We start from the raw sequence: 19,372 nt of genomic DNA, 5'->3' as shown, positions 1-19,372 counted from the left end.
GTTACATGGAGAGCATGACCTCTCCGATCCGCACCGCCCGCTCGTCCGTCGCCATCACCAACGCCTACGTCGTGCCCGTGGCCTCCGCGCCGGTGGAGAACGGCACGGTGCTGGTGGAGGACGGCGTCATCACCGCCGTCGGCGCCGACGTCGTCGTGCCCGACGGCGTGCGCACCCTCGACGCCGGCGGGCGCTGGGTGCTGCCCGGCTTCGTGGAGTCGCACGGCCACGTGGGCGTGCACGAGGAGGGCGAGGGCTGGGCCGGGAACGACACCAACGAGATGACCGACCCCAACGGTGCGGCGCTGCGTGCGCTGGACGCCATCAACATCGAGGACGAGGGCTTCCGGGACGCGCTGGCCGGCGGCATCACGTCCGTGGTGGTCAAGCCCGGCTCGGGCAACCCCATCGGCGGGCAGACCGTGGCGATCAAGTCGTGGGGCGGGCGCACCGTGGACGAGCAGGTCGTCAGCGACGCCGTGTCCGTGAAGTCCGCGCTCGGCGAGAACCCCAAGCGGGTCTACGGCGACAAGAAGCAGCTGCCCTCCACCCGGCTGGGCGTCGCGGCCGTGATCCGCCAGGCCTTCGTGGAGGCGCAGGCGTACGCCGCCAGGCGGGACGCCGCCGCCGCGAAGGGTGAGCCGTTCGAGCGCGACCTCGCCAAGGAGACCTTGGCCCGTGTGCTGGCGGGCGAGCTCGCCTGGGACCAGCACACCCACCGCGCCGACGACATCGCCACGGCTCTGCGCCTGGCCGAGGAGTTCGGCTACCGGCTGGTCATCAACCACGGCACCGAGGGCGCGTTCCTCGCAGACGTGCTGGCCGAGAAGGACGTGCCGGTGATCTTCGGCCCGCTGTTCACCAGCCGGTCCAAGGTCGAGCTGCGGCACCGCGCCATCGGGAACCTGGCCCGCCTGGCCGAGGCCGGCGTCCGCGTCGCGATCACCACCGACCACCCCGTGGTGCCGATCAACTTCCTGGTGCACCAGGCGTCGCTCGCGGTGAAGGAGGGCCTGGACCGGGACGTGGCGCTGGCGGCGATGACGGTGAACCCCGCGCAGTTCCTGGGCCTGGACCAGCGCGTGGGTGCGCTCGCTCCCGGCCTGGACGGCGACGTGGTGGTGTGGTCGGGCGACCCGCTCGACGTCGGCTCGCGCGCCGAGCACGTGTTCGTCACCGGCACCGAGGTCTACACCTGGGACGCCGCCGCGGACGGCGGTCGGGGCGCGGGCCGGGTCCTGGAGCGCGAGGCCCGGTTCGCCTGACCCATCCGCCCGTCGCCCACCCGGCGCCCGCTCCTCGTCCACCGTCGCCCGCCACCGGCCGGGTGAGGCCCGCGAGCGGTACCTGGGTCGGACGGCGGGCGGCACCCCGGGCTGACGCCCACGGCGGCGCCGGCGGCGTAGCGTCAGACCATGCAGCCGCCGACCGGTCCCCTCGACCGCCGGCGCCCGCGCGTCTTCCTGGCCCTCGCCGTCGCGATCGTCACCGTGGCGGGCACTCTCGCGGCCGCCCACGGTCGCCCTGCCGGGCACCCGGATGGCTGGCAGGGCGGCTGGCCCGCGGCCGTGCCGGCGTCGCGGCCCCTCGACGCGGGCGCGCTGCTGCTCGTGCTGGTCGCGCCCGCGGCGCTCGCCCTCCTGCTGCCGCACCGTCCCCGCACGGCGGCGGTGCTCGGCGCCGCCGCCACCGGCACGTACCTGCTGGCCGGCTACCCCTGGGGGCCGGTGGTGGGTGGCGCCGCGGTGCTGCTCGCCGGCGTGCTGCTCAGCGGGCCGGCCGCTCCCGCACGGCGCGCCGCGTGGTCGGGGGCCGTGGTGCTGGTGGGCGCGGTGTGGTCCGCCGCCGCCCTCCGTGACGACGCCCCCGGCACCGCCGTGCTGACGGCCGGCGCCGCGTGGCTCGCCGTGCTGCTGCTGCTCGCCGGCGGCCTGCGCGAGAGGCTGGCCCGCACCGCGCGCGCCCGGGCCGAGGCGGCCCGCAGCCTCGCGGAGCGCCAGCGCACCGCCGTGGCCGCCGAGCGGCTGCGCATCGCCCGCGAGATGCACGACGTGCTCGCCCACTCGCTCTCCGCCATCCACGTCCAGGCCGGGGTGGGGCTGCACCTGCTCGACCGTGACCCCGAGCAGGCGCGCACGGCCCTGGCGAACGTCCGTGCCACCAGCGGAGAGGCGCTCGACGAGGTGCGGGCCGTGCTCGGCGTCGTGCGGGACGGCGGTGCCGGTCCCTCGGGTGACGCGCCGCTCGCCCCGACGTGGACGCTCGAGGCCCTGCCCCGCCTGGTCGAGCTGGCCGGCACCGGCAGGCTCACCGCACTCGACGTCGACCCGCGGGCCCGCTCGGTCCCGGACCACCTGGCCGGCGTGGTCTACCGGGTGGTGCAGGAGGCGCTGACGAACGTGCGCCGGCACGCCCCGGACGCCACCCGGGTCGACGTGCGCGTCGCCGTCGCGGACGACGACGGCACAGGCACAGGCACAGGCACAGGCACAGGCACAGGCACAGGCACAGGCACAGGCCACCGCACGCTCGTGGTCACCGTGCACGACGACGGACGCACCGCCGTGGGCGCACCGGACGCGGGCGCCGCCGCCCCTGAGGGCACCGCGGCGCCCGCGGGGTACGGTCTCCTCGGCATGCGGGAGCGTGTCGAGGGCGTGGGTGGGACGCTCGACGCCGGAGCCGACGCGAGCGGGTTCCTCGTCCGCGCCTGGCTGCCGTGGCCCAGGCTGCCGGAGGACGGGCCGGGCCCGGTCCGCGGGAACGCCGAGCGGCTCGCGCCCCCGGGAGGCCCGCAGCCCGCGGCACCGCCGGCGGGCGACCCCCAGGAGGAACGGTGATCGACGTCCTGCTCGCCGACGACCAGGCGCTGGTGCGCGGCGGGTTCCGCGCGCTGCTCGACGCCGAGCCCGACGTGCGGGTGGTCGGCGAGGCCGCGACCGGGGACGAGGCCGTGCGCCTCGCCCTCGAGCACCTGCCCGACGTCGTGCTCATGGACGTGCGGATGCCGGGCCTCGACGGGCTGGAGGCGACGCGCCGCATCGTGTCCGACCCGAGAGCGGCGGGCGTGCACGTCGTCGTCGTGACGACGTTCGAGCACGACGAGTACGTGGCCGAGGCGATCCGGGGCGGGGCGTCGGGGTTCCTCGTGAAGGACACCGAGCCGGCGGACCTGGTGCGCGCCGTGCGCGTGGCCGCCGCCGGTGACGCGCTGCTCTCCCCGACGGTCACGCGCAGGCTGCTGGCCCGGGTGGCGCTGGGGACCCGCGACGTCGCCCCGCCGCCGGGCCTGGCCGAGCTGACGCCGCGCGAGCGGGAGGTGCTGGTCGAGGTGGCGCGCGGGCTGGCCAACGACGAGATCGCGGCCACGCTGTTCCTGTCGGAGTCGACGGTCAAGACGCACGTGTCGCGGGTGCTGACCAAGCTGGGCGCACGTGATCGCGCCCAGCTCGTGGTGGTCGCCTACGAGGCGGGGCTGGTCCGGCCTGGCTGGAGCACGTGAGCGGTCCGCCGTGCCCGAGGCGGCACCACGGGGGTACCGACCTCGGCACGCAGGGGTGACGACGGCGCGGCCTGCGGCAGCGCAGCCTGGTGGTGCGGCCGGAGGTCGGCCGCACGGCCGTGGGGCAGACCCCGGCCGGACCCGAGGAGGTCGCCATGCTCACGACGTACACCGGTGCTCTCGCGTCGCACCCCGGCTGGGGCCCCGCCTACGGCGGCGGACCCGGGTGGTGGGTGGTGTTCCCGATCCTGTGGTTCCTGCTGGCCGCGGCGGTGGTGTTCTTCGTGATCCGGCGCACGCGCCGCGGATGGGTCCCACCGGGCTGGCGGCACGGCACCGGACCGGACCCGGTCGCAGTGCTGGGCGAGCGCTACGCACGCGGCGAGATCGACGAGGCCGAGTACCGCACCCGCCTGCAGGTGCTGCGCCCGGAGGCGCGGGAGCGCTGATCCCCGGTCGTGCGGGCACGGAGCCTCCACCCCGGCGTGCGGGGAAGGCTGCGTGCCCGCACGCAGGAGGGCGGCGGCGGTCAGGACCCGGTGAGGAACGCCTTCATCAGCGGCCCGGCCGTGGACGAGCCCCGGTCGCCCTCCTCGACGAACACCGAGACGGCGAGGTCGTCGGCGATCGCGATCATCCACACGTGCTGGCGGGAGCCGTCGCCGAACTGGGCGGTGCCCGTCTTGGCCCCCACGATGCCGGGCACGTCCTTGAGGAGGCCGGCGCTGCCGTCACTCACCACGGCCCCCATGAGGCCGCGCACGGCCGCCGCCTCGTCGGCGGTGAGCCGTGACTCGGGAGCCGGCTCGGTCTGCGGGGCCTCGGCGGGCCGCACGAGCACCGGCTCGACGCGCTTGCCGGCCGCGATGCTCGCCGCCACGGTGGCCATCGTCAGCGGGGAGGCCTCGACGCGGTCCTGGCCGATCATCGTCGCCGCGTGCTGGGCGGGCGTCGCGTCGGTGGGCACGTTGCCGAAGAAGGCCGGGGCACCGAGTGCCGAGGGCGCCCCGAGGCCCAGGTCGACGCCCGCGTCGTGCAGGTCCTGCTGCGAGACCTTGTCGCGCTGGCTGATCATCGCGGTGTTGCAGGAGTGCGCGAACGCGGTGCGCAGCGGCACGTCGCCCAGCCCGGAGGCCGGGTACTCGGGCACGTTGTTGAACTGGCGGCCGTTGACGTTGATCGACGGCGTGCACGGTACGGGGGTGTCCGCAGCGACGCCCTTGCGCGCGAAGGCCAGGGCGTCGACCACCTTGAACGTGGAGCCGGGCGGGTACTTGCCCGCCAGCGCGGTGTTGAGGCCGTTGCTGCCGGGACCCGAGGCGGCAGCCAGCACCTCGCCCGTGGACGGGCGGATCGCGACGATGGCGCTGGCCGGGCCGACGTCGGCCAGGACGCGCTCGGCGCGCTCCTGCAGCGCGACGTCGAAAGTGGTCTGCAGCGGCGTGCCGTCCACGGCGTCACGCCGGAACAGCTCGCGCGAGCCGTCGCCCTCGGTGCCGGCCGCCTCGGCGGAGGCGTCGTCGCCACCTGCGGGCACGGTCCGCACCACGAGGCCGGCCGTCCCGGCGAGCTGGGCGTCGTACTGGCGCTGCAGGCCGGAGAGCCCGGTGACGTCGCCCGGCTGGACGCGCCCCTCGGACTCCTCCACGATCTCCGCGGTGGCCTCGCCGGAGCGGCCGAGGATCGGGCGGGCGAACGTGGACGTCGGGGCGAGCTCGCGCTCGGCGGGGATCACGTTGACGCCCACGATGCCGCGGGCGGCGTCGACGTCGACGTCCGAGCCCTCCTGGCGCACGGTGACGAGCTCGACGAACGCCTTGGGCCCTGCGGCCGCCACGCGCTCGGCGTAGGCCTGCGGGTCGACGGCGACGCCACCGGCGGTCACCAGCTCCGCCAGGGCGCGGGCCGAGGCGTCCCACGTGTCGGCCCCGGCCCGGGTCTTGTCGATGCCGATCCGCCACACCGGGCGGGTGGTCACGAGCGGCTCGCCCTTCCCGTCCAGGATGTCGCCACGCTCGGCGGCGACGCGCTCGACGGCGATGCGCTCCCCGGGTGCGAGGTCGGGGGCGAGGATGGAGGGCGTCCAGCCGGTGGCCCACTCCCCCGGTCCGTCGGACCCCTCGGGCGGGTCCTGGTACTCCAGCTCTGCGCGGGTCAGGTACGTCCACTCGGCGTCGCCGCCCAGCGCCCACGTCCACTTGAGCGTGGCCGTGGCGCGCCGCCCGGCGTCGTCCCCCTCCTCCACCGTGGCGACCTTGGCCAGCTCGACGGACGGGTGCTCTGCCCCCGAGGCCTCGAGCAGCGGCGCGAGGATCTCGTCGAGCTGTGCCTGCGGGTCGCTCGAGGTGTCGGTGGTGACCTCCACGCCCTCCAGCGAGCCGTCCTGCAGCCCTCCGACGAGGGCGCGGGCCGCGGCGTCGGGCGCCGGGATCTCGGTGCCCGTGCACGCGGCCAGGGGCAGCGCGAGGGCAGGGACGGTCAGCAGCGCGGCGAGGCGGCGGGCGAGGCCGCCGCGAGCGGCGGTGCTGCGGGGCGAGGTGGTGCGGATGCGGGTGCGCACCCGACGGAGGCTAGCCGAGCGGTGCGGCGATCCGGGTGAGAACCGCGGGCGAAAGCGTGACGCCCCCGTCGCGCACGGTCAGTGCGAGCCGACCGTGGCGGGTCGGACCACCGGCTCCCACGACTCGCGCACCAGCGGGGCGTCCTCGTCGAGCCGGCCGGCCCACCGGCGGGCGTCGCCGATGACGGCGGCGAGCAGCTCGCGCAGGCGGGCGTCGACGTCGGGCACGAACGCCTCGCTGATGCCCTGCACCGCCGTGGAGACGACGGAGGGGGCGGCGTCGCGCACGAACCGCTTGGGCCGCACGTGCGTCCCGGCGCAGAACTTCTGCGCCCACTCGGCGGTGCGCGGCACGGCGGCCAGCGCCTCGACGCTCTCGGGCTCGAGGGAGCCCTCGGGGCGCCCGTCGAGGACGTCGAGCATGCGCTCGGCGCCGATGATGGCGACGGCCAGGGTCTGCTGCCGGTCTGCGGGTGCGACGGGCAGGGCGGTCCGCGCGGCGCGCAGCGCGATGCGCACGTCCCAGCGGGGGTCGTCGCTCGTGAGCCCGATGACGGACGGGATGAGCGGCGCCAGCCGAGGCCGGGCGGCGTCGGAGGTCAGGTCGTTGACGGCGCGGGCGAGCATCGCGAGCAGCGGGTGCGTGCACTGCGGGTGGTCGCTCCACCGTTCACCGGCCAGGAAGGACGCGAGCTCCATGAAGCAGGCGCCCTTCTTGGGGTTGCGGTGCTTGCCGCGGCCGAGCATGGGCAGGGCCTCGAAGGACGACGACGTGCTCTGGTTTCCAACCACCACTCCACCCCCGTGTCGGGTCCGGGAAGAACAGTCCGTGAGTGTCCACAGGCAGGTTTCCAGTGTGCGCGCGGTGTGACGCAGATCGCAATCGGTAGGACCGGAGAGGTGAAGCCGCGCCCCCAGAACGCCGTTCACCTGGAACCAGGGGCCGTTCATGGCTCATCCTGGGCGAATGCCCCAGGACGCCCCGGTGATCCCGCAGCCACGGCTCGGGCTCTCGCGCGCCGACGAGGCGTTCGACCGGGTGGTGCGCCTGGTGCGGCGCCAGCTCGACGTCGCCGTGGCCACCGTGTCCCTGGTGGCGCCCGGCGGCGTGGTGCTCCCGGGCGCGCTGGGCATGCCCGAGCCCTACCAGACCACGCGCCGCGTACGGATCGACGACTCGATCACCCGCCGCGTGGTGGAGAGCGGCAAGCCGCTCGTGCTGGCCGACGTCTCCCAGGACCCCCGCGCCGCGACGGTGTGCGCGCTGTTCGGTGCCGCCGCGGGCGCCGTCGCGGCCCTGCCGGTGCTCGCGGGCGACGACAAGCCCGTCGGTGCCCTCGTCGCGATCGACACCCGCCCCCGTTCCTGGACCGAGGGCGACCTGGCCACGCTCTCCGACCTCGCGGCGTCCTGCAGCGGTGAGATCCGCCTGCGCACCGAGCGCGAGCGCGCCAAGGCGGCCGAGCGCGCCGCCCGCAAGGCGCAACGGCGCTCCCAGCTGCTGCTGAGCCTGTCCGAGGCGTTCGCTGACGCCACGAGCGCGGTGCAGGTGGAGCAGGCGATCCTGCGCGTGGTGCGCTCCGGGATGGGTGCGCACTCGTGCGCGCTGGCCCTGGTGGACCACGAGCGCCGGGACATCACGTTCGTCTCGGCCGGGGTCGACGTCGCCCCCGCGGGGAAGCGGCCGCGCTCCGCGGCGCCGGTGCGCTCCCGCACCACCGACAACCTGCCCGTGCCGGAGGTGGCGCGCACCGGCAAGCCGCTGTTCTTCTCCAGCGGCGCGGAGCTCTCGGCACGGTACCCGCACCTGGCGGGGCGCCTGGACCACGACGGCGCGTGCTCCGTGCTGCCGGTGCAGGCCCACGGACGGGTGGTCGCCGTCGTCGTGACCCGCTGGGACTCCGAGCGGGCGCACGACAAGGACACGGCGTCGCTGCAGAGCACGCTGGCCCCCTACGTGGCGCACGCCCTGGACCGGGTGGCGCTGCTGGAGGCCCGCCGGCACGTGGCCACCACGCTGCAGGAGGCGCTGCTGACGGACCCGCCCGCGGTGGCGAACCTCGACATCGCCACCACGTACGCGCCCGCCACCCGCACCGACCAGGTGGGCGGCGACTGGTACGACGTCGTGGTGGTGGACGACGACACCACCGTGCTGATGATCGGCGACGTCACGGGGCACGACATGCAGGCCGCCGCCCGCATGGGCCAGCTCCGGTCGATGCTGCGGGCGCTCGCGTGGAGCCACGACGAGTCGCCGTCGGCGCTGCTGACCCTGCTGGACCGCGCGAACCACCAGCTCGGCCCTGACGCCGGGGCCACCGCCGTCGTCGTGCGGCTGGAGCGCCAGGCCCCGGGCGGCAGCGGGATCGTGCTGGAGCCCGGCTCCTACGTGCTCACGTGGGCGAACGCCGGCCATCCTCCGCCGCTGGTGCTGCGCCAGGGCGGGTTCGTGGAACGGCTGCAGGCCGTGCCCGACCTGCTGCTGGGCGTGGCGCCGTCGACGCAGCGGCACGACCACACGACGATCCTGCGGCCCGGCGAGACGCTGCTGCTGTACACCGACGGGCTCGTGGAGGCCCGGGGGTCCCTCCTGAAGGACCGCATCACCCTGCTCGCCGACGCGCTCGCCGCCACCCGGGACGCCGCCACCGCCACCCTCCCGGGGGCTCTGGTGCGTCGCCTGGTGGCGACGCCGCAGCGCGACGACGTCGCCGTGCTGGCGGTGCGGGCCCGTGTCGCGGCGCCGACGGCGGCCGTCCCGGCCGTGCGCCCGCCCACCCCGGGCAGCAGCCCGGGCACGCCGCCGGCCCAGGACGGCATCGTGCGCGCCGAGCGGCGCGTGGCCAACAGCCTCAGCGACCTGGGTCCCGCCCGGCGGTGGGTGGACGACATGCTGGAGACGTCGGGCGTCGAGGTCCGCGAGCGGCGGACGGCGATGCTGCTGTCGAGCGAGCTGCTGACCAACGCCCTGGAGCACGCGGGCGGCCGGGTGAGCGTGATGGTGGAGATCAGCGCGGGCTGGTTCCGGGTGGGGGTGCGCGACGCGTCGACCGACCTGCCGCAGATGAAGGACCCGGAGCCGCACGAGCTCTCGGGCCGCGGTGTGCAGTTCCTCGACCGGCTGGCGACCCGGTGGGGTGTGGACGACCACGACGGCACCGAGATCGTGGGCCGGCACGGCACGGACGTGGCGGGCAAGACGGTGTGGTTCGAGATGGGCGAGCGGCCGGCGGGACGGGTGTCGGGGTCACGGCGTAGCGTGTGACCCATGACACAGGCGGCTCTGCGTCCGGACGCTGCGGCACGGGCTGACGCCGGCGACGGCGAGCTCGGCGCCGCGCTCGACGCCTACCGTTCCGAGCTGACCGGCTACTGCTACCGGATGCTCGGCGGAGCCTTCGACGCCGACGACGCCGTGCAGGAGACCATGCTGCGCGCCTGGCGCGCCCACGACCGGTTCGAGGGCAGGTCCTCCCTGCGCTCCTGGCTCTACCGCATCGCCACCAACGTCTGCTTCGACCACCTCGGCTCCGCCGCCCACCGGCGGGAACGGCCGATGGGTCTGGGCGCCGCGCAGCCGCCCGAGCTCGAGCGCTTCGGCGAGACGCTGGCCGAGGAGCGCTGGGTCGAGCCCGTGCCCGACGACGCCGTGCTGCCCCGCCAGGGCGACCCCGCGCAGATGGCCGTGGGGCACGAGTCCATCCGGCTCGCGTTCGTGGCCGCCCTCCAGCACCTGCCCCCGCGCCAGCGGGCCGTGCTCGTGCTCCGCGAGGTGCTGCGCTGGTCCGCCGCCGAGACCGCAGAGCTGCTCGGCACCAGCGTGGCCGCCGTCAACAGCGCCCTCCAGCGGGCGCGCGCCACCCTGGACGAGAAGGCACCCACCCTGGAGACGACGTCGTCCCTGCCCGGTGCGCGCACCGGTCGCGGCAGCGGGCCCGGCGCCGCCTGGGCCCAGGCCATGCTCGAGAAGTACCTCGACGCGTTCGAGCGCTACGACATGGAAGCGCTCGTGGCGCTGCTGCGCGACGACGCCGCGCTCAACATGCCCCCGTACTCCATGTGGGTGCAGGGCAAGGAGCACATCGCCGCCTGGATGCTCGGCCCCGGCGCCGAGTGCCGCGGCTCGCGGTGCCTGCCCGTACGCGCCAACGGGTCGCCCGCGTTCGGGCAGTACCGGCCCGACCCGGTGCACGGCGGCTGGTACGCCTGGGGGCTCGTGGTGCTCGAGGCCGACGACGACGGCAAGGTCGCCGGCATCACCACGTTCCTCGACACCGGCTCGTGGTTCCCCCGCTTCGGGCTGCCCGAGCGCCTGGACCCCGACCTCGCGGCGTGAGGGCTCCAGCTAGGGAATGACGAGGGCGACCGCGCCGATGCCCGCGACGACGGCGGCCAGGGTGAGGGCGAGCGTGCCGAGGGTGTTCACCAGCGCCCGGCCCAGGTGACCCGCGCGCAGCAGCGTCACCGTCTCCACGGTGGCTGTGGAAAAGGTGGTGAACCCGCCGCACAGGCCCGTGGCGACCAGGAGCCGCCACGCCTCGAGCTCGCCGGAGCGCCCCACGCTCAGCAGCAGCCCCGCCACGACACCGATGACGAACGACCCGAGCACGTTCACCGTGATCGTGCCCCAGGGCAGCTCGGTGGCCCGGCGGGCCTTGATGGAGTCGGCCAGCCAGAACCGGGCGGCAGCCCCGAGCCCGCCGCCCACCGCGACGAGCAGGAACGCCAGCGGGCCGGTCATCCCTGCTCCCCCTCGGCTCGTTCCTCCGCCAGCCGGACGAGCCGACTGCTCGTGCTCGCCGGCACCCGCGCCCCGAGCGCGACCCCGACGACGGCGGCCAGCGTGCCGACGACCAGCGTCGCGGCGGCATAGCCGACCGCGACGGCCGCAGCGCCGTCCTGCGGCAGCCGCTCGATCTCCAGCGCGAACGACGAGTACGTGGTGAACCCGCCCAGCACGCCCGTGCCGAGCGTGAGGCGCAGGCGCTGGAGGCGGCGGGTCTCCGGGCCGCGGCGAGCGAGGGCCTCGAGCAGGAACCCGAGCAGGAACGCGCCGAGGACGTTGACGCTGAGCGTGGCGAGCGGCCAGCCGCCCGGCGCGGGCGTCACGAGCGACACCGCGTACCGGAGCACCGAGCCGAGAGCGCCGCCGAGGGCCACCAGCCCGAGCAGCCGCACGTCACGGTGCGGGGCAGGGTGGGCCGAGGTCACCCCTCCATCATGCAGGCCCGCCCTCCGGACGACCGGCACCAGGCCGCTGCGCCGCCCCGTGGCCACGGACCGCTCGTGGCAGGCTGTGGCCCGTGAGCCTCCTGCTGCTGGACACCGCGTCGCTGTACTTCCGCGCGTTCTACGGCGTGCCCGACTCGCTGCGCTCCCCGCAGGGCGAGCCGGTCAACGCGGTGCGCGGCCTGCTCGACACGATCGCGTTCCTGGTGACCGAGCACCGGCCCGAGCGCATGGTGGCGTGCTGGGACGACGACTGGCGGCCGGCATGGCGCGTCGAGGCGATCCCCAGCTACAAGGCGCACCGCGTCGCCCGGGCGGGCGAGGGTCCCGGCGGCACGGACGTCGAGGAGGTGCCCGAGGCGCTGGTGCCGCAGATCCCGGTGATCGCGCAGGTGCTGGAGGCGCTGGGCATCGCCCGGGTGGGCGCTCCCGGCTACGAGGCGGACGACGTGATCGGCACGCTGGCGGCCCGCCAGGTCGCGGCCGGTGGCGGCCCGGTCAGCATCATGACCGGCGACCGCGACCTGTTCCAGCTCGTCGACGACGCCGCCCGCGTCCGCGTGCTGTACCCGGCGCGCGGTGTCCGCGACCCCGACGTCGTCGACCAGGCCCGCCTGGCGGAGAAGTACGGCGTGCCCACCGGCTCCGCCTACGCCGACATGGCCGTGCTGCGCGGCGACCCCTCGGACGGCCTGCCGGGCGTCGCGGGCATCGGCGAGAAGACGGCGGCCACGATGCTGGCGAGGTTCGGCACGCTGGAGGGCATCCTCGCCGCGCGCGACGCCGGCGACCCGGGCCTCACCAAGACGCAGCGCCAGCGGCTGCTCGACGCCGCCGACTACCTGGCTGTGGCCCCGCGCGTGGTGCGCGTGGCCACGGACGTGCCGGTCGCCGTCGGGCCCGGCACCGAGCACGACGACGCCGTGCCGCGCGATCCCGCCGACCGGGCGGCGCTGGAGGAGCTGACCGCCCGCTGGGGGCTGCGGTCGAGCGTCGACCGGGTGCTCAAGGCGCTCGGCTCGCGCTGACCGGCGGTTCACTCGGCGTACGGCGGCTCCTCCACCCCGGGGGAGAAGACGCAGAACTCGTTGCCCTCCGGGTCGGCCATGACGGTCCAGCGGATCTCGTCGTCCGGCTCCCGCACCACGCGTGCCCCGTACGCGACGAGGTCGGCCACGGTGACGCCCGGGTTGAGCTCGACGTCCCAGTGGATCCGGTTCTTGACCGTCTTGGGCTCCGGGACGGGCCCGAAGTCGAACGACTCGAAGGGCACGCCGGCCGCGCCGTCGATCCACCACCAGCCGTGCTCGGCGTCGTGGCCGAGCTCCCCGCCCCACAACCCGTGCCACCAGCGCGCGACAGCACCCGGGTCGGCGCAGTCCACGACGACGTCCTTGAGCCGGTAGTCCGCGACGTCCTCGTAGGTGAACACGCACAGCTCGCCGCCCTCGGGATCGGCCAGCACCGTCCACGGGTACTGCCCGGGCTCGGTCAGGCGCGGGGAACCGGGGAGGTCGTCGAGGCTGCGCGCCCGCACGTCGAGGTGTACCCGCTGCTTGACCGTCTTGGGCTCGGGCACCGGGTTGACCCACACCGTCTGACCGGGCTGCTTCCCGTGCAGCGCCACGGCACCGCCGTCGGGCTGCTCGGCCCGCAGCCCGAGGGTGCGCGCCCAGAACGCGGCGAGGGCGGAGGCGTCGACGGCGTCGATCGCCAGGGCGTGGAACGTCACCAGTGGCGTCATCTCGCCAGTATGCCCACAGGGGCGCCCAGCAACCGCCCACTTTTTCGGCAGAAGGTCCTCGGTTCGGCAGCTCGAGCTGCCGAACCGAGGACCTTCTGCCGAACGGGACGTCGGGCCGGCTCAGCCGGTGTTCTGCAGGCCCGCGCTCACGCCGTTCACGGTCAGCAGCAGCAGGTGCTGCCACCGCTCGCGGGACGAGGTCACCTTGCCGCGACCGGCCGTGACGTCATCGGCGGTCACCGTGCTGGTCGTCGCACCGCCCACGATGCGGCCCGACGACGGCGCCCCGGCCGCCTCGGCCTCGCTCGCGCCGTCGGTGCGCAGCGCGCGCAGGGCGCGCACCTGCAGCAGGGACAGCGCGTCCACGTAGGGCGAGCGCAGCTGCACGGCCCGGCCCAGCACGCGGCGCCCGGCCAGCGGCCACGGGTTGCCCGTCACCTTGAGCACCCACTCGCGGGTCAGGCGCAGCTCGGTGAGCACCTGCTCGGCCAGGTCGTCGCGGTCACCCAGAGCCAGGTACTTGGCGGCGATGCGCTCGTCAGTCTTCGCCAGGGACATCTCCACGTTGTCCAGCAGCGTGGAGAACAGCGGCCACTCGCGGTGCGCGGCCTGGAGCACGTCGAGCCCGTCGGCGTGGCTCTCGGCGAACGCCTTGAGCGCCGTGCCCAGGCCGTACCAGCCGGCCAGGTTGATGCGCGCCTGCGACCAGGAGAACACCCACGGGATCGCCCGCAGGTCGTCGAGCGAGTTGACCGACAGGCCACGCTTGGCGGGCCGAGAGCCGATGGGCAGCAGGCCCACCTCCTCCAGCGGCGTCACCTGGGCGAACCACTGCGGGAACCCCTCGGCCTTGACGAGGGCGTGGAAGCGCTCGCGCGAGGTCACGTCGAGCTCGGCCGCCAGGTCGGTGAACCGCTCGGTGGCCTCGGCGTTGCGCTTCTCCACGCTGGGCGCCGAGGCGAGCAGCGTCGCGGCAGCCACCTGCTCGATGTGCCGGGCGGCGATCACCGGGTCGCCGTAGCGGGCCAGGATGACCTCGCCCTGCTCGGTGAGCTTGAAGCGGCCGTCCACCGAGTGCGGCGGCTGGGCCAGCACGGCCCGGTTCGCGGGGCCGCCGCCACGGCCGAGGGCGCCGCCACGGCCGTGGAACAGCGTGAGCGTGATGTCGTGCCGGCGCGCCCACTCCGCGATGCGGGACTGCGCCTTGTGGAGGGCGAGGGTGGCCGCCACGGGGCCCACGTCCTTGGACGAGTCGGAGTAGCCGAGCATTACCTCGACCCGGCGGCCGTTGGCCTCCAGGCGAGCCTGCACCTGCGGCATCTCCAGCATCGCCTCGAGGATCTCGACCGAGCCCTCCAGGTCCGCGAAGGTCTCGAACAGCGGGATCGCGTCGATGACGGGCACGTCGGCCGGGTCGTCGAACGCCGCCTCGGCGAGCTGGTACACGGCCGCCAGGTGCTCGGGCGCCTGCGTGAACGACACGATGTAGCGGCGCGCGGCACGGATGCCGTAGCGGCGCTGCACCGCACCGAGGGCACGGAACGTGTCGAGCACCTCGCGGGTGCGGTCGCTCAGCTCGGGGCCGTTCGGCCCGTGCTCGGCGATCTCCTCCAGCGCAGCGGCGTGCACCTGCGAGTGCTGGCGCACCTCCAGCTCGGCGAGGTGGAACCCGAAGGTCTGCACCTGCCAGATGAGCCGCTGCAGGTCCCCGTAGGCGGCGCGCGGGGCGCCGGCCTCCACGAGCGAGTCCTGCACGCACGTCAGGTCGGCCTCGAGCTGCTCGGGCCCGGCGTAGCCGAGGTCGGCGTCCCGACGACGCGTGGCGGCCACGCGGGAGGCGACGACCAGCAGCACCGCACGGTGCGGCTCGTGCGGCGACTCGGACGCGGCGGCGGCCGTCAGCTCCTCGGAGAGCTGCCGCTGCCGGTTCCACAGCGTCAGCAGCGCGGGGGACGCCGGGGTGTCCTCCTGGGACACCGTGAGCTTGCGGCCCACCGTGCGCGTCTGTTCCTCCAGGGCCACCAGGGCGTGCTCGGCGGCGAGCGCGGCGGCCTGCCGGGTGACCTCGGCCGTCACGTTGGGGTTGCCGTCGCGGTCGCCGCCGATCCAGGTGCCCAGGCGCACGAACGGGCGGGCCAGCGGCTCGGCACGCCCGGCGTCCTCCCCCAGCAACCAGTCGTCCAGGCGGCGGTAGACGTCCGGGAACGTCTCGAACATGGTGGCGTCGAAGACGCCGACGGCGGACTTCACCTCGTCCAGCACCGTGGGCTTGGCGGCGCGGATGGGCGAGGTGCGCCAGAGGATGTCGATCTCGGCCAGCAGACGGCGGTCGATCTCGGCCAGGGACTGCCCGCCGGGGCGCAGGGTGTCGCGCTCGGCCAGCGTGTCCGCGATGCGGCGCACGGCACGGGAGACGGCGCGGCGGCGCGCCTCGGTGGGGTGCGCGGTGAGCACGGGCCGGAACTCGATCTCCTGGAGCCGCCGCAGGGCCTCCTCGCGACCCACCTCCTCGGCGAGCTGGGTGAACGCCTGCGGGATCGACTCCTCGAGGATCGCGGAGGCGTCACCGGCCTCCTGCTCGCGCTGCCGCAGCACGCGGACGCGGTGGTACTCCTCGGCGAGGTTCGCCAGGTGGAAGTAGCAGGTGAAGGCGCGGGCGACCTGGTCGGCGCGGTCGAGCGAGAACGAGCCCACGAGCTCGTCGGCCGCGTCGAGCGCCTCGGCGTCGCCGCCGTAGGCCTGGATGGTCAGCTCGCGCAGCCGCTCGACGTCGTCGAGGAGGCTCTGCCCGCCCGTCTCCCGCAGGATGGTGCCGAGCAGCCCGCCCAGCAGCCGGATGTCTTCCCGCAGCGGGTCGGGCATCTCGTAGCGCGCCACGACGCGCTCGGTCGCCTGAGGGTTCTTCTCGCTCACGACCAAGAGAGTATGCCGAGATGGTCAAGCGCGGGGCATCGTGTCCGAGCGGTGGTCCTGCCGCGCTGGCCGGGCGGGATCAGAGGGTGGCGGCGGCGAGCGGCTCGGGCCGGCCACCGACGGCGATCTCGACCCGTCGCACGTCGGCCAGCGCCACGGCCGAGGAGGCCCCCAGCCCGTCGGCCTCGCCGCTGTCCGCGCTCCACGTGGCCACCACGGTGCGTTCCCCGGTGCGGTCGACGACGACGAGCTCGTAGGTGACGTCGCCGCCCGCCCCGTAGCCCTCGTCAGCCGCGCCGCTCGCACTGGCCGTGCTGCCTGTGCCGCCCGTGCTGCCCGGCACCGGCCCTGCGGGCGGCACCGGGTAGCGGCACCGCCAGTCCAGCCGCGTGCCCCACGCCGTCGGCGTCGCCGTCAGCTCGGCCCGCACGTCGGTGTCCCCCACCGGCTCCAGCACCAGGTCGCGCGCGCCGGAGGCCGCGTGCGGTGACCCACCGCCGTCGGGCCCCGCCGTCGCGACACCAGGGCCGGTGCTCACGCCCGCCGGGCCGCCGCCACCGAGCGCCGCTCCCCCCAGACCTCCCGCCACCACCAGGGCGACGCCCGCCGCGACGAGCAGCGACCGGCGTCGGGCCCGCGAGCGCCGCGCGGCGGAGGCCACGGCGGCGAGCGGCACGACGTCGGCCCCACCCGGCGTGGGCTGCACGCCGTCGGCGAGCAGCGCCGCACGGTCCTGCGGCTCGACGGCGCCCAGCAGGCCGGGCAGGCCGGCCAGGTGGCCGAGGGCGGCCCGGCAGGCGTCGCAGACGGCGAGGTGCTGCTCGTACTCGCGCCGCTCGGCGGGGTCGAGCGCTCCGAGCACGTACGCGGCGTCCCACTCCCGGTACGGGTCGGCGGGGTCGTGGCCACCGGGCGCGGTGCTCATGCGGTGACTCCCTTCTCCTGCAGCGCGAGCCGCAGGGCTCGCATGGCGTAGTGCATGCGGGACTTCACGGTGCCGGGCGGCACGCCCTGCTCGGCGGCGAGCTCGGCCACCGACCGGCCGCCGTAGTAGGCGCCGACGACGACGGCGCGGTGCTCGGGGGACAGCCGCTGGAGGGCGTCGGCCACGAGCCAGCCGTCGAGCACGGCCTGGGTGCGGTCCGCCTCCTGCCGCTCCGGCAGCGTGCCGGTGGTGCGCTCGCGCGCGTGGCGGGCGCTGCGCAGGTGGTCGAGGACGAGGTTGCGCGCCACGGTGAATAGCCAGGCGCGCACGGCGTCGGCGGGCCGCTCGAGCACCTGCGGGTGGCTCCAGGCGCGCAGCAGGGTCTCCTGCACGACGTCCTGCGCGAGCTGCTCGTCGCCGGCGAGGCGCACCACGAACCGGTGCAGGTCCGCGGAGTGCGCGCCGTGCACCGCCTCGAGCAGCTCCTCGCCCGTGGTCACCGGGCGGTCCCCGTCTCCATGCCGTGGCCTCCGCTCAGCCCTCGGGGACCAGGCGCAGGTCGAACTCGACGGCGCCGTCGTCCTCCACCGTGACGAACCCCAGCGAGGGCGCCTCGACGCCGAAGTCGGCGAACGTGACGGGCACGCTGCCCACCACCTGCACGCCCTCGCCGTCGGAGGCGATCTGGGCGGCCACGGTGACCGGCTGGGTGACCCCGCGGATCGTCATGTCGCCCGCGAGGTCCACGGCGGTGGCGCCCGCGGGCACCTCGGCGGGCTCGGTGAGCGTGAACGTGGCCGTCGGGTAGGTGTCCGTGTGCAGGGCTCGTGAGCGGAAGTAGTCGTCGCGCCGTGACTCGTCGGTGGCCACGCTGGCCATGTCGACCACGATCTCGGCGGCCGTGACGGTGCCCTCTTCCAGCGTCACCGCACCGTCCACCTGCTCGGTGCGGCCTGTCACTGTGACGTCCTCGCCGCCCAGCACCTCGTCCACGCGGTAGCCGGCGAACGAGCCCTCGCCCACCGTCCAGGTACCCGTCATCGTGGCGGGGTCCACCGCAGACGACGTGGCAGCCAGGGTGGGTTCCTCCGCCGTCGCGCGGCCGGCCCAGTCCGCGTACAGCCCGGGCCCGACGAGAGCCGCCGTGACACCCAGCACCACCACGGCGGCGCCCGCGCCCACCGCCACCTTCGTCCCCGTGCGCACGTGACCACCCCTCTCCCCGGGCCGCCGGGTGCGGCCCCCGCCCCTCACGACGGGTGAGAGGGCCGTGCGGTTCAACGCGGACGGGGACCGCTGCAACCGCCGACGGCTGCGGAAGGTCACGAAACCTCCCGGGGTCTCGTGACCTTCCGCAGCCGTCGAGCGGCAGGCGCGGGACTCAGCCGGCGAACGCGCCCTGCCACACCGTGGCGAACGGCGTGCGGGCCTCGACCCGCGCCCGGATGCCCTCGGTCACCATCTGCTTGGCCACGCGCACCGCGTCGGGCACCTCCGCACCCTTGGCGAGCTCCGCGGTGATCGCGGCGGCGAACGTGCAGCCCGCACCGGAGACGCGCTCCTCGCCCACCTTGGGTGCCGAGAGGACCGTGACCTCGTCGCCGTCGAACAGCACGTCGACGGCGTCCGGGCCGGGCAGCTCCACGCCGCCCTTGGCGACCACGTAGCGCGGGCCGGCCGAGGTGTCGAGCTGCTTGTGGATGAGGCGGGCCGCCTCGGCCAGGTCCTCGACCGACTCGATGGCATCCATGCCGGCCAGCGTCTTGGCCTCGAACAGGTTGGGGGTCACCACGGTGGCCTGCGGCAGCACCTGCTCGCGCAGCGCGTTGTCCGTGTCGAGCGCGGCGCCCGGCTCCTGGCCCTTGCAGATGAGCACCGGGTCGAGCACCACGTGCCGCCACGGCTTGGTGGCCAGCGCCTGGGCGACCGTGTCGATCGTGGCGGGCGTGCCCAGCATGCCGATCTTCACCACGTCGAGGTCGTGCGTGGCGGTCGCGGCCTCGAACTGGTCGGCGATGACCTGCGGGTCCACCGGGACGAACCGGTGCCCCCAGTCGTTCTTCGGGTCGAACGAGACGATGCACGTCAGCGTGCCGACGCCGTACACGCCGAGCTGCTGGAACGTCTTCAGGTCAACCTGGATGCCGGCGCCACCGGTCGCCTCCGAGCCGGCGATCACGTAGGCGAGGCGCGGGTTCTGCGTGGTCATGCTGGGCGCTCCTCGAGGTGCTGCGCCGCGGCGGGACGTCGCGGCATGTGTGGCTCTCCAGGGTACGCGCGTCAGGGGCCCGGGTGGCGGGGCCGTCCGCCCGTCATCACGCCCGTCGTCTCCCCGCTGCCGCCCGCTCCCGATCCTGTCGTCGCCCCTGTCCGCAGACCATCGGAAACCGGTATGTTCGGGCAACGAGCGCGTCAGGGGGCAAAGACGCCGAAGTCTGTTCGAACCTCGTGAAAGGTCCATACATGCGCATCGCGCCGGCCGTGGCCGCCCTCGCC

Annotated in this window: 17 protein-coding genes; 7 read left to right on the top strand and 10 right to left on the bottom strand. The window is 75.2% G+C overall.

Annotation, left to right across the window (positions count from 1 at the left end):
* Positions 1–14: 14 nt before the first annotated feature.
* From DNL40_RS07325 to DNL40_RS07310, 4 genes are all read left to right on the top strand, one after another.
* Positions 15–1,265: an amidohydrolase gene (locus DNL40_RS07325; RefSeq protein WP_111250835.1), complete on the top strand. Its 1,251-nt coding sequence runs from the start codon at positions 15–17 to the stop codon at positions 1,263–1,265.
* Between the two features lie 150 nt (positions 1,266–1,415).
* The gene (locus DNL40_RS07320) at positions 1,416–2,840 is read left to right on the top strand and encodes a sensor histidine kinase (RefSeq protein WP_111250604.1); all 1,425 of its coding nucleotides are present in this window, start codon (positions 1,416–1,418) and stop codon (positions 2,838–2,840) included.
* Positions 2,837–3,502 (top strand): response regulator, encoded by a 666-nt coding sequence (locus DNL40_RS07315; protein ID WP_111250603.1) that lies wholly within the window; start codon positions 2,837–2,839, stop codon positions 3,500–3,502. Before DNL40_RS07320 ends, DNL40_RS07315 begins: the two co-directional genes overlap by 4 nt.
* Before the next feature lie 155 nt (positions 3,503–3,657).
* Positions 3,658–3,951, top strand: a complete 294-nt coding sequence (locus DNL40_RS07310; protein ID WP_111250834.1) for an SHOCT domain-containing protein — start codon at positions 3,658–3,660, stop codon at positions 3,949–3,951.
* Positions 3,952–4,031: 80 nt separating this feature from the next.
* Here the strand turns inward: DNL40_RS07310 and DNL40_RS07305 are convergent, their stop codons facing one another.
* A complete protein-coding gene (locus DNL40_RS07305) occupies positions 4,032–6,062 on the bottom strand; it encodes a penicillin-binding transpeptidase domain-containing protein (RefSeq protein ID WP_245885745.1) in 2,031 nt (676 codons plus the stop codon).
* 78 nt (positions 6,063–6,140) lie between these two features.
* Positions 6,141–6,854 carry a hypothetical protein gene (locus DNL40_RS07300; protein ID WP_245885744.1) on the bottom strand — a complete coding sequence of 238 codons (714 nt, stop codon included), beginning with the start codon at positions 6,852–6,854 and terminating at the stop codon, positions 6,141–6,143.
* Positions 6,855–7,029: 175 nt separating this feature from the next.
* Between DNL40_RS07300 and DNL40_RS07295 the strand changes: the two genes are divergently transcribed.
* Together DNL40_RS07295 and DNL40_RS07290 are read left to right on the top strand one after the other, a co-directional pair.
* A complete protein-coding gene (locus DNL40_RS07295; RefSeq protein WP_179950993.1) occupies positions 7,030–9,330 on the top strand; it encodes a SpoIIE family protein phosphatase in 2,301 nt (766 codons plus the stop codon).
* A gap of 3 nt (positions 9,331–9,333) precedes the next feature.
* On the top strand, positions 9,334–10,401 hold the full coding sequence (locus tag DNL40_RS07290; protein ID WP_111250600.1) for a sigma-70 family RNA polymerase sigma factor: 1,068 nt from the start codon (positions 9,334–9,336) through the stop codon (positions 10,399–10,401).
* A gap of 9 nt (positions 10,402–10,410) precedes the next feature.
* On the opposite strand, the gene crcB is transcribed toward DNL40_RS07290, so the two are convergent.
* Positions 10,411–10,806 (bottom strand): fluoride efflux transporter CrcB, encoded by a 396-nt coding sequence (crcB, locus tag DNL40_RS07285; RefSeq protein ID WP_111250599.1) that lies wholly within the window; start codon positions 10,804–10,806, stop codon positions 10,411–10,413.
* The gene (locus DNL40_RS07280) at positions 10,803–11,276 is read right to left on the bottom strand and encodes a fluoride efflux transporter FluC (RefSeq protein ID WP_111250598.1); all 474 of its coding nucleotides are present in this window, start codon (positions 11,274–11,276) and stop codon (positions 10,803–10,805) included. The genes crcB and DNL40_RS07280 overlap by 4 nt, the downstream gene beginning before the upstream one ends.
* Before the next feature lie 92 nt (positions 11,277–11,368).
* Between DNL40_RS07280 and DNL40_RS07275 the strand changes: the two genes are divergently transcribed.
* On the top strand, positions 11,369–12,322 hold the full coding sequence (locus tag DNL40_RS07275; RefSeq protein ID WP_111250597.1) for a 5'-3' exonuclease: 954 nt from the start codon (positions 11,369–11,371) through the stop codon (positions 12,320–12,322).
* A gap of 8 nt (positions 12,323–12,330) precedes the next feature.
* Here DNL40_RS07275 and DNL40_RS07270 read toward each other — a convergent pair whose 3' ends face one another.
* From DNL40_RS07270 to DNL40_RS07245, 6 genes are all read right to left on the bottom strand, one after another.
* Positions 12,331–13,038 carry a VOC family protein gene (locus DNL40_RS07270; protein WP_111250596.1) on the bottom strand — a complete coding sequence of 236 codons (708 nt, stop codon included), beginning with the start codon at positions 13,036–13,038 and terminating at the stop codon, positions 12,331–12,333.
* A gap of 120 nt (positions 13,039–13,158) precedes the next feature.
* Positions 13,159–15,900: a phosphoenolpyruvate carboxylase gene (locus DNL40_RS07265; protein ID WP_111250832.1), complete on the bottom strand. Its 2,742-nt coding sequence runs from the start codon at positions 15,898–15,900 to the stop codon at positions 13,159–13,161.
* Between the two features lie 130 nt (positions 15,901–16,030).
* Entirely contained in the window at positions 16,031–16,876 is an 846-nt protein-coding gene (locus DNL40_RS07260) for an anti-sigma factor family protein (protein ID WP_111250595.1), read from the bottom strand.
* Positions 16,873–17,376, bottom strand: coding sequence for a sigma-70 family RNA polymerase sigma factor (locus DNL40_RS07255; protein ID WP_111250594.1), 504 nt, complete (start codon positions 17,374–17,376; stop codon positions 16,873–16,875). The genes DNL40_RS07260 and DNL40_RS07255 overlap by 4 nt, the downstream gene beginning before the upstream one ends.
* Before the next feature lie 34 nt (positions 17,377–17,410).
* Positions 17,411–18,082 carry a YceI family protein gene (locus DNL40_RS07250; RefSeq protein WP_111250593.1) on the bottom strand — a complete coding sequence of 224 codons (672 nt, stop codon included), beginning with the start codon at positions 18,080–18,082 and terminating at the stop codon, positions 17,411–17,413.
* 175 nt (positions 18,083–18,257) lie between these two features.
* Entirely contained in the window at positions 18,258–19,085 is an 828-nt protein-coding gene (locus tag DNL40_RS07245) for a hydroxymethylpyrimidine/phosphomethylpyrimidine kinase (protein WP_111250592.1), read from the bottom strand.
* Positions 19,086–19,372 lie beyond the last annotated feature (287 nt).

The sequence above is a fragment of the Xylanimonas oleitrophica genome, assembly GCF_003244315.1.
Lineage (GTDB): Bacteria > Actinomycetota > Actinomycetes > Actinomycetales > Cellulomonadaceae > Xylanimonas_A > Xylanimonas_A oleitrophica.
This window is presented reverse-complemented; position numbering and strand designations above follow the sequence as displayed.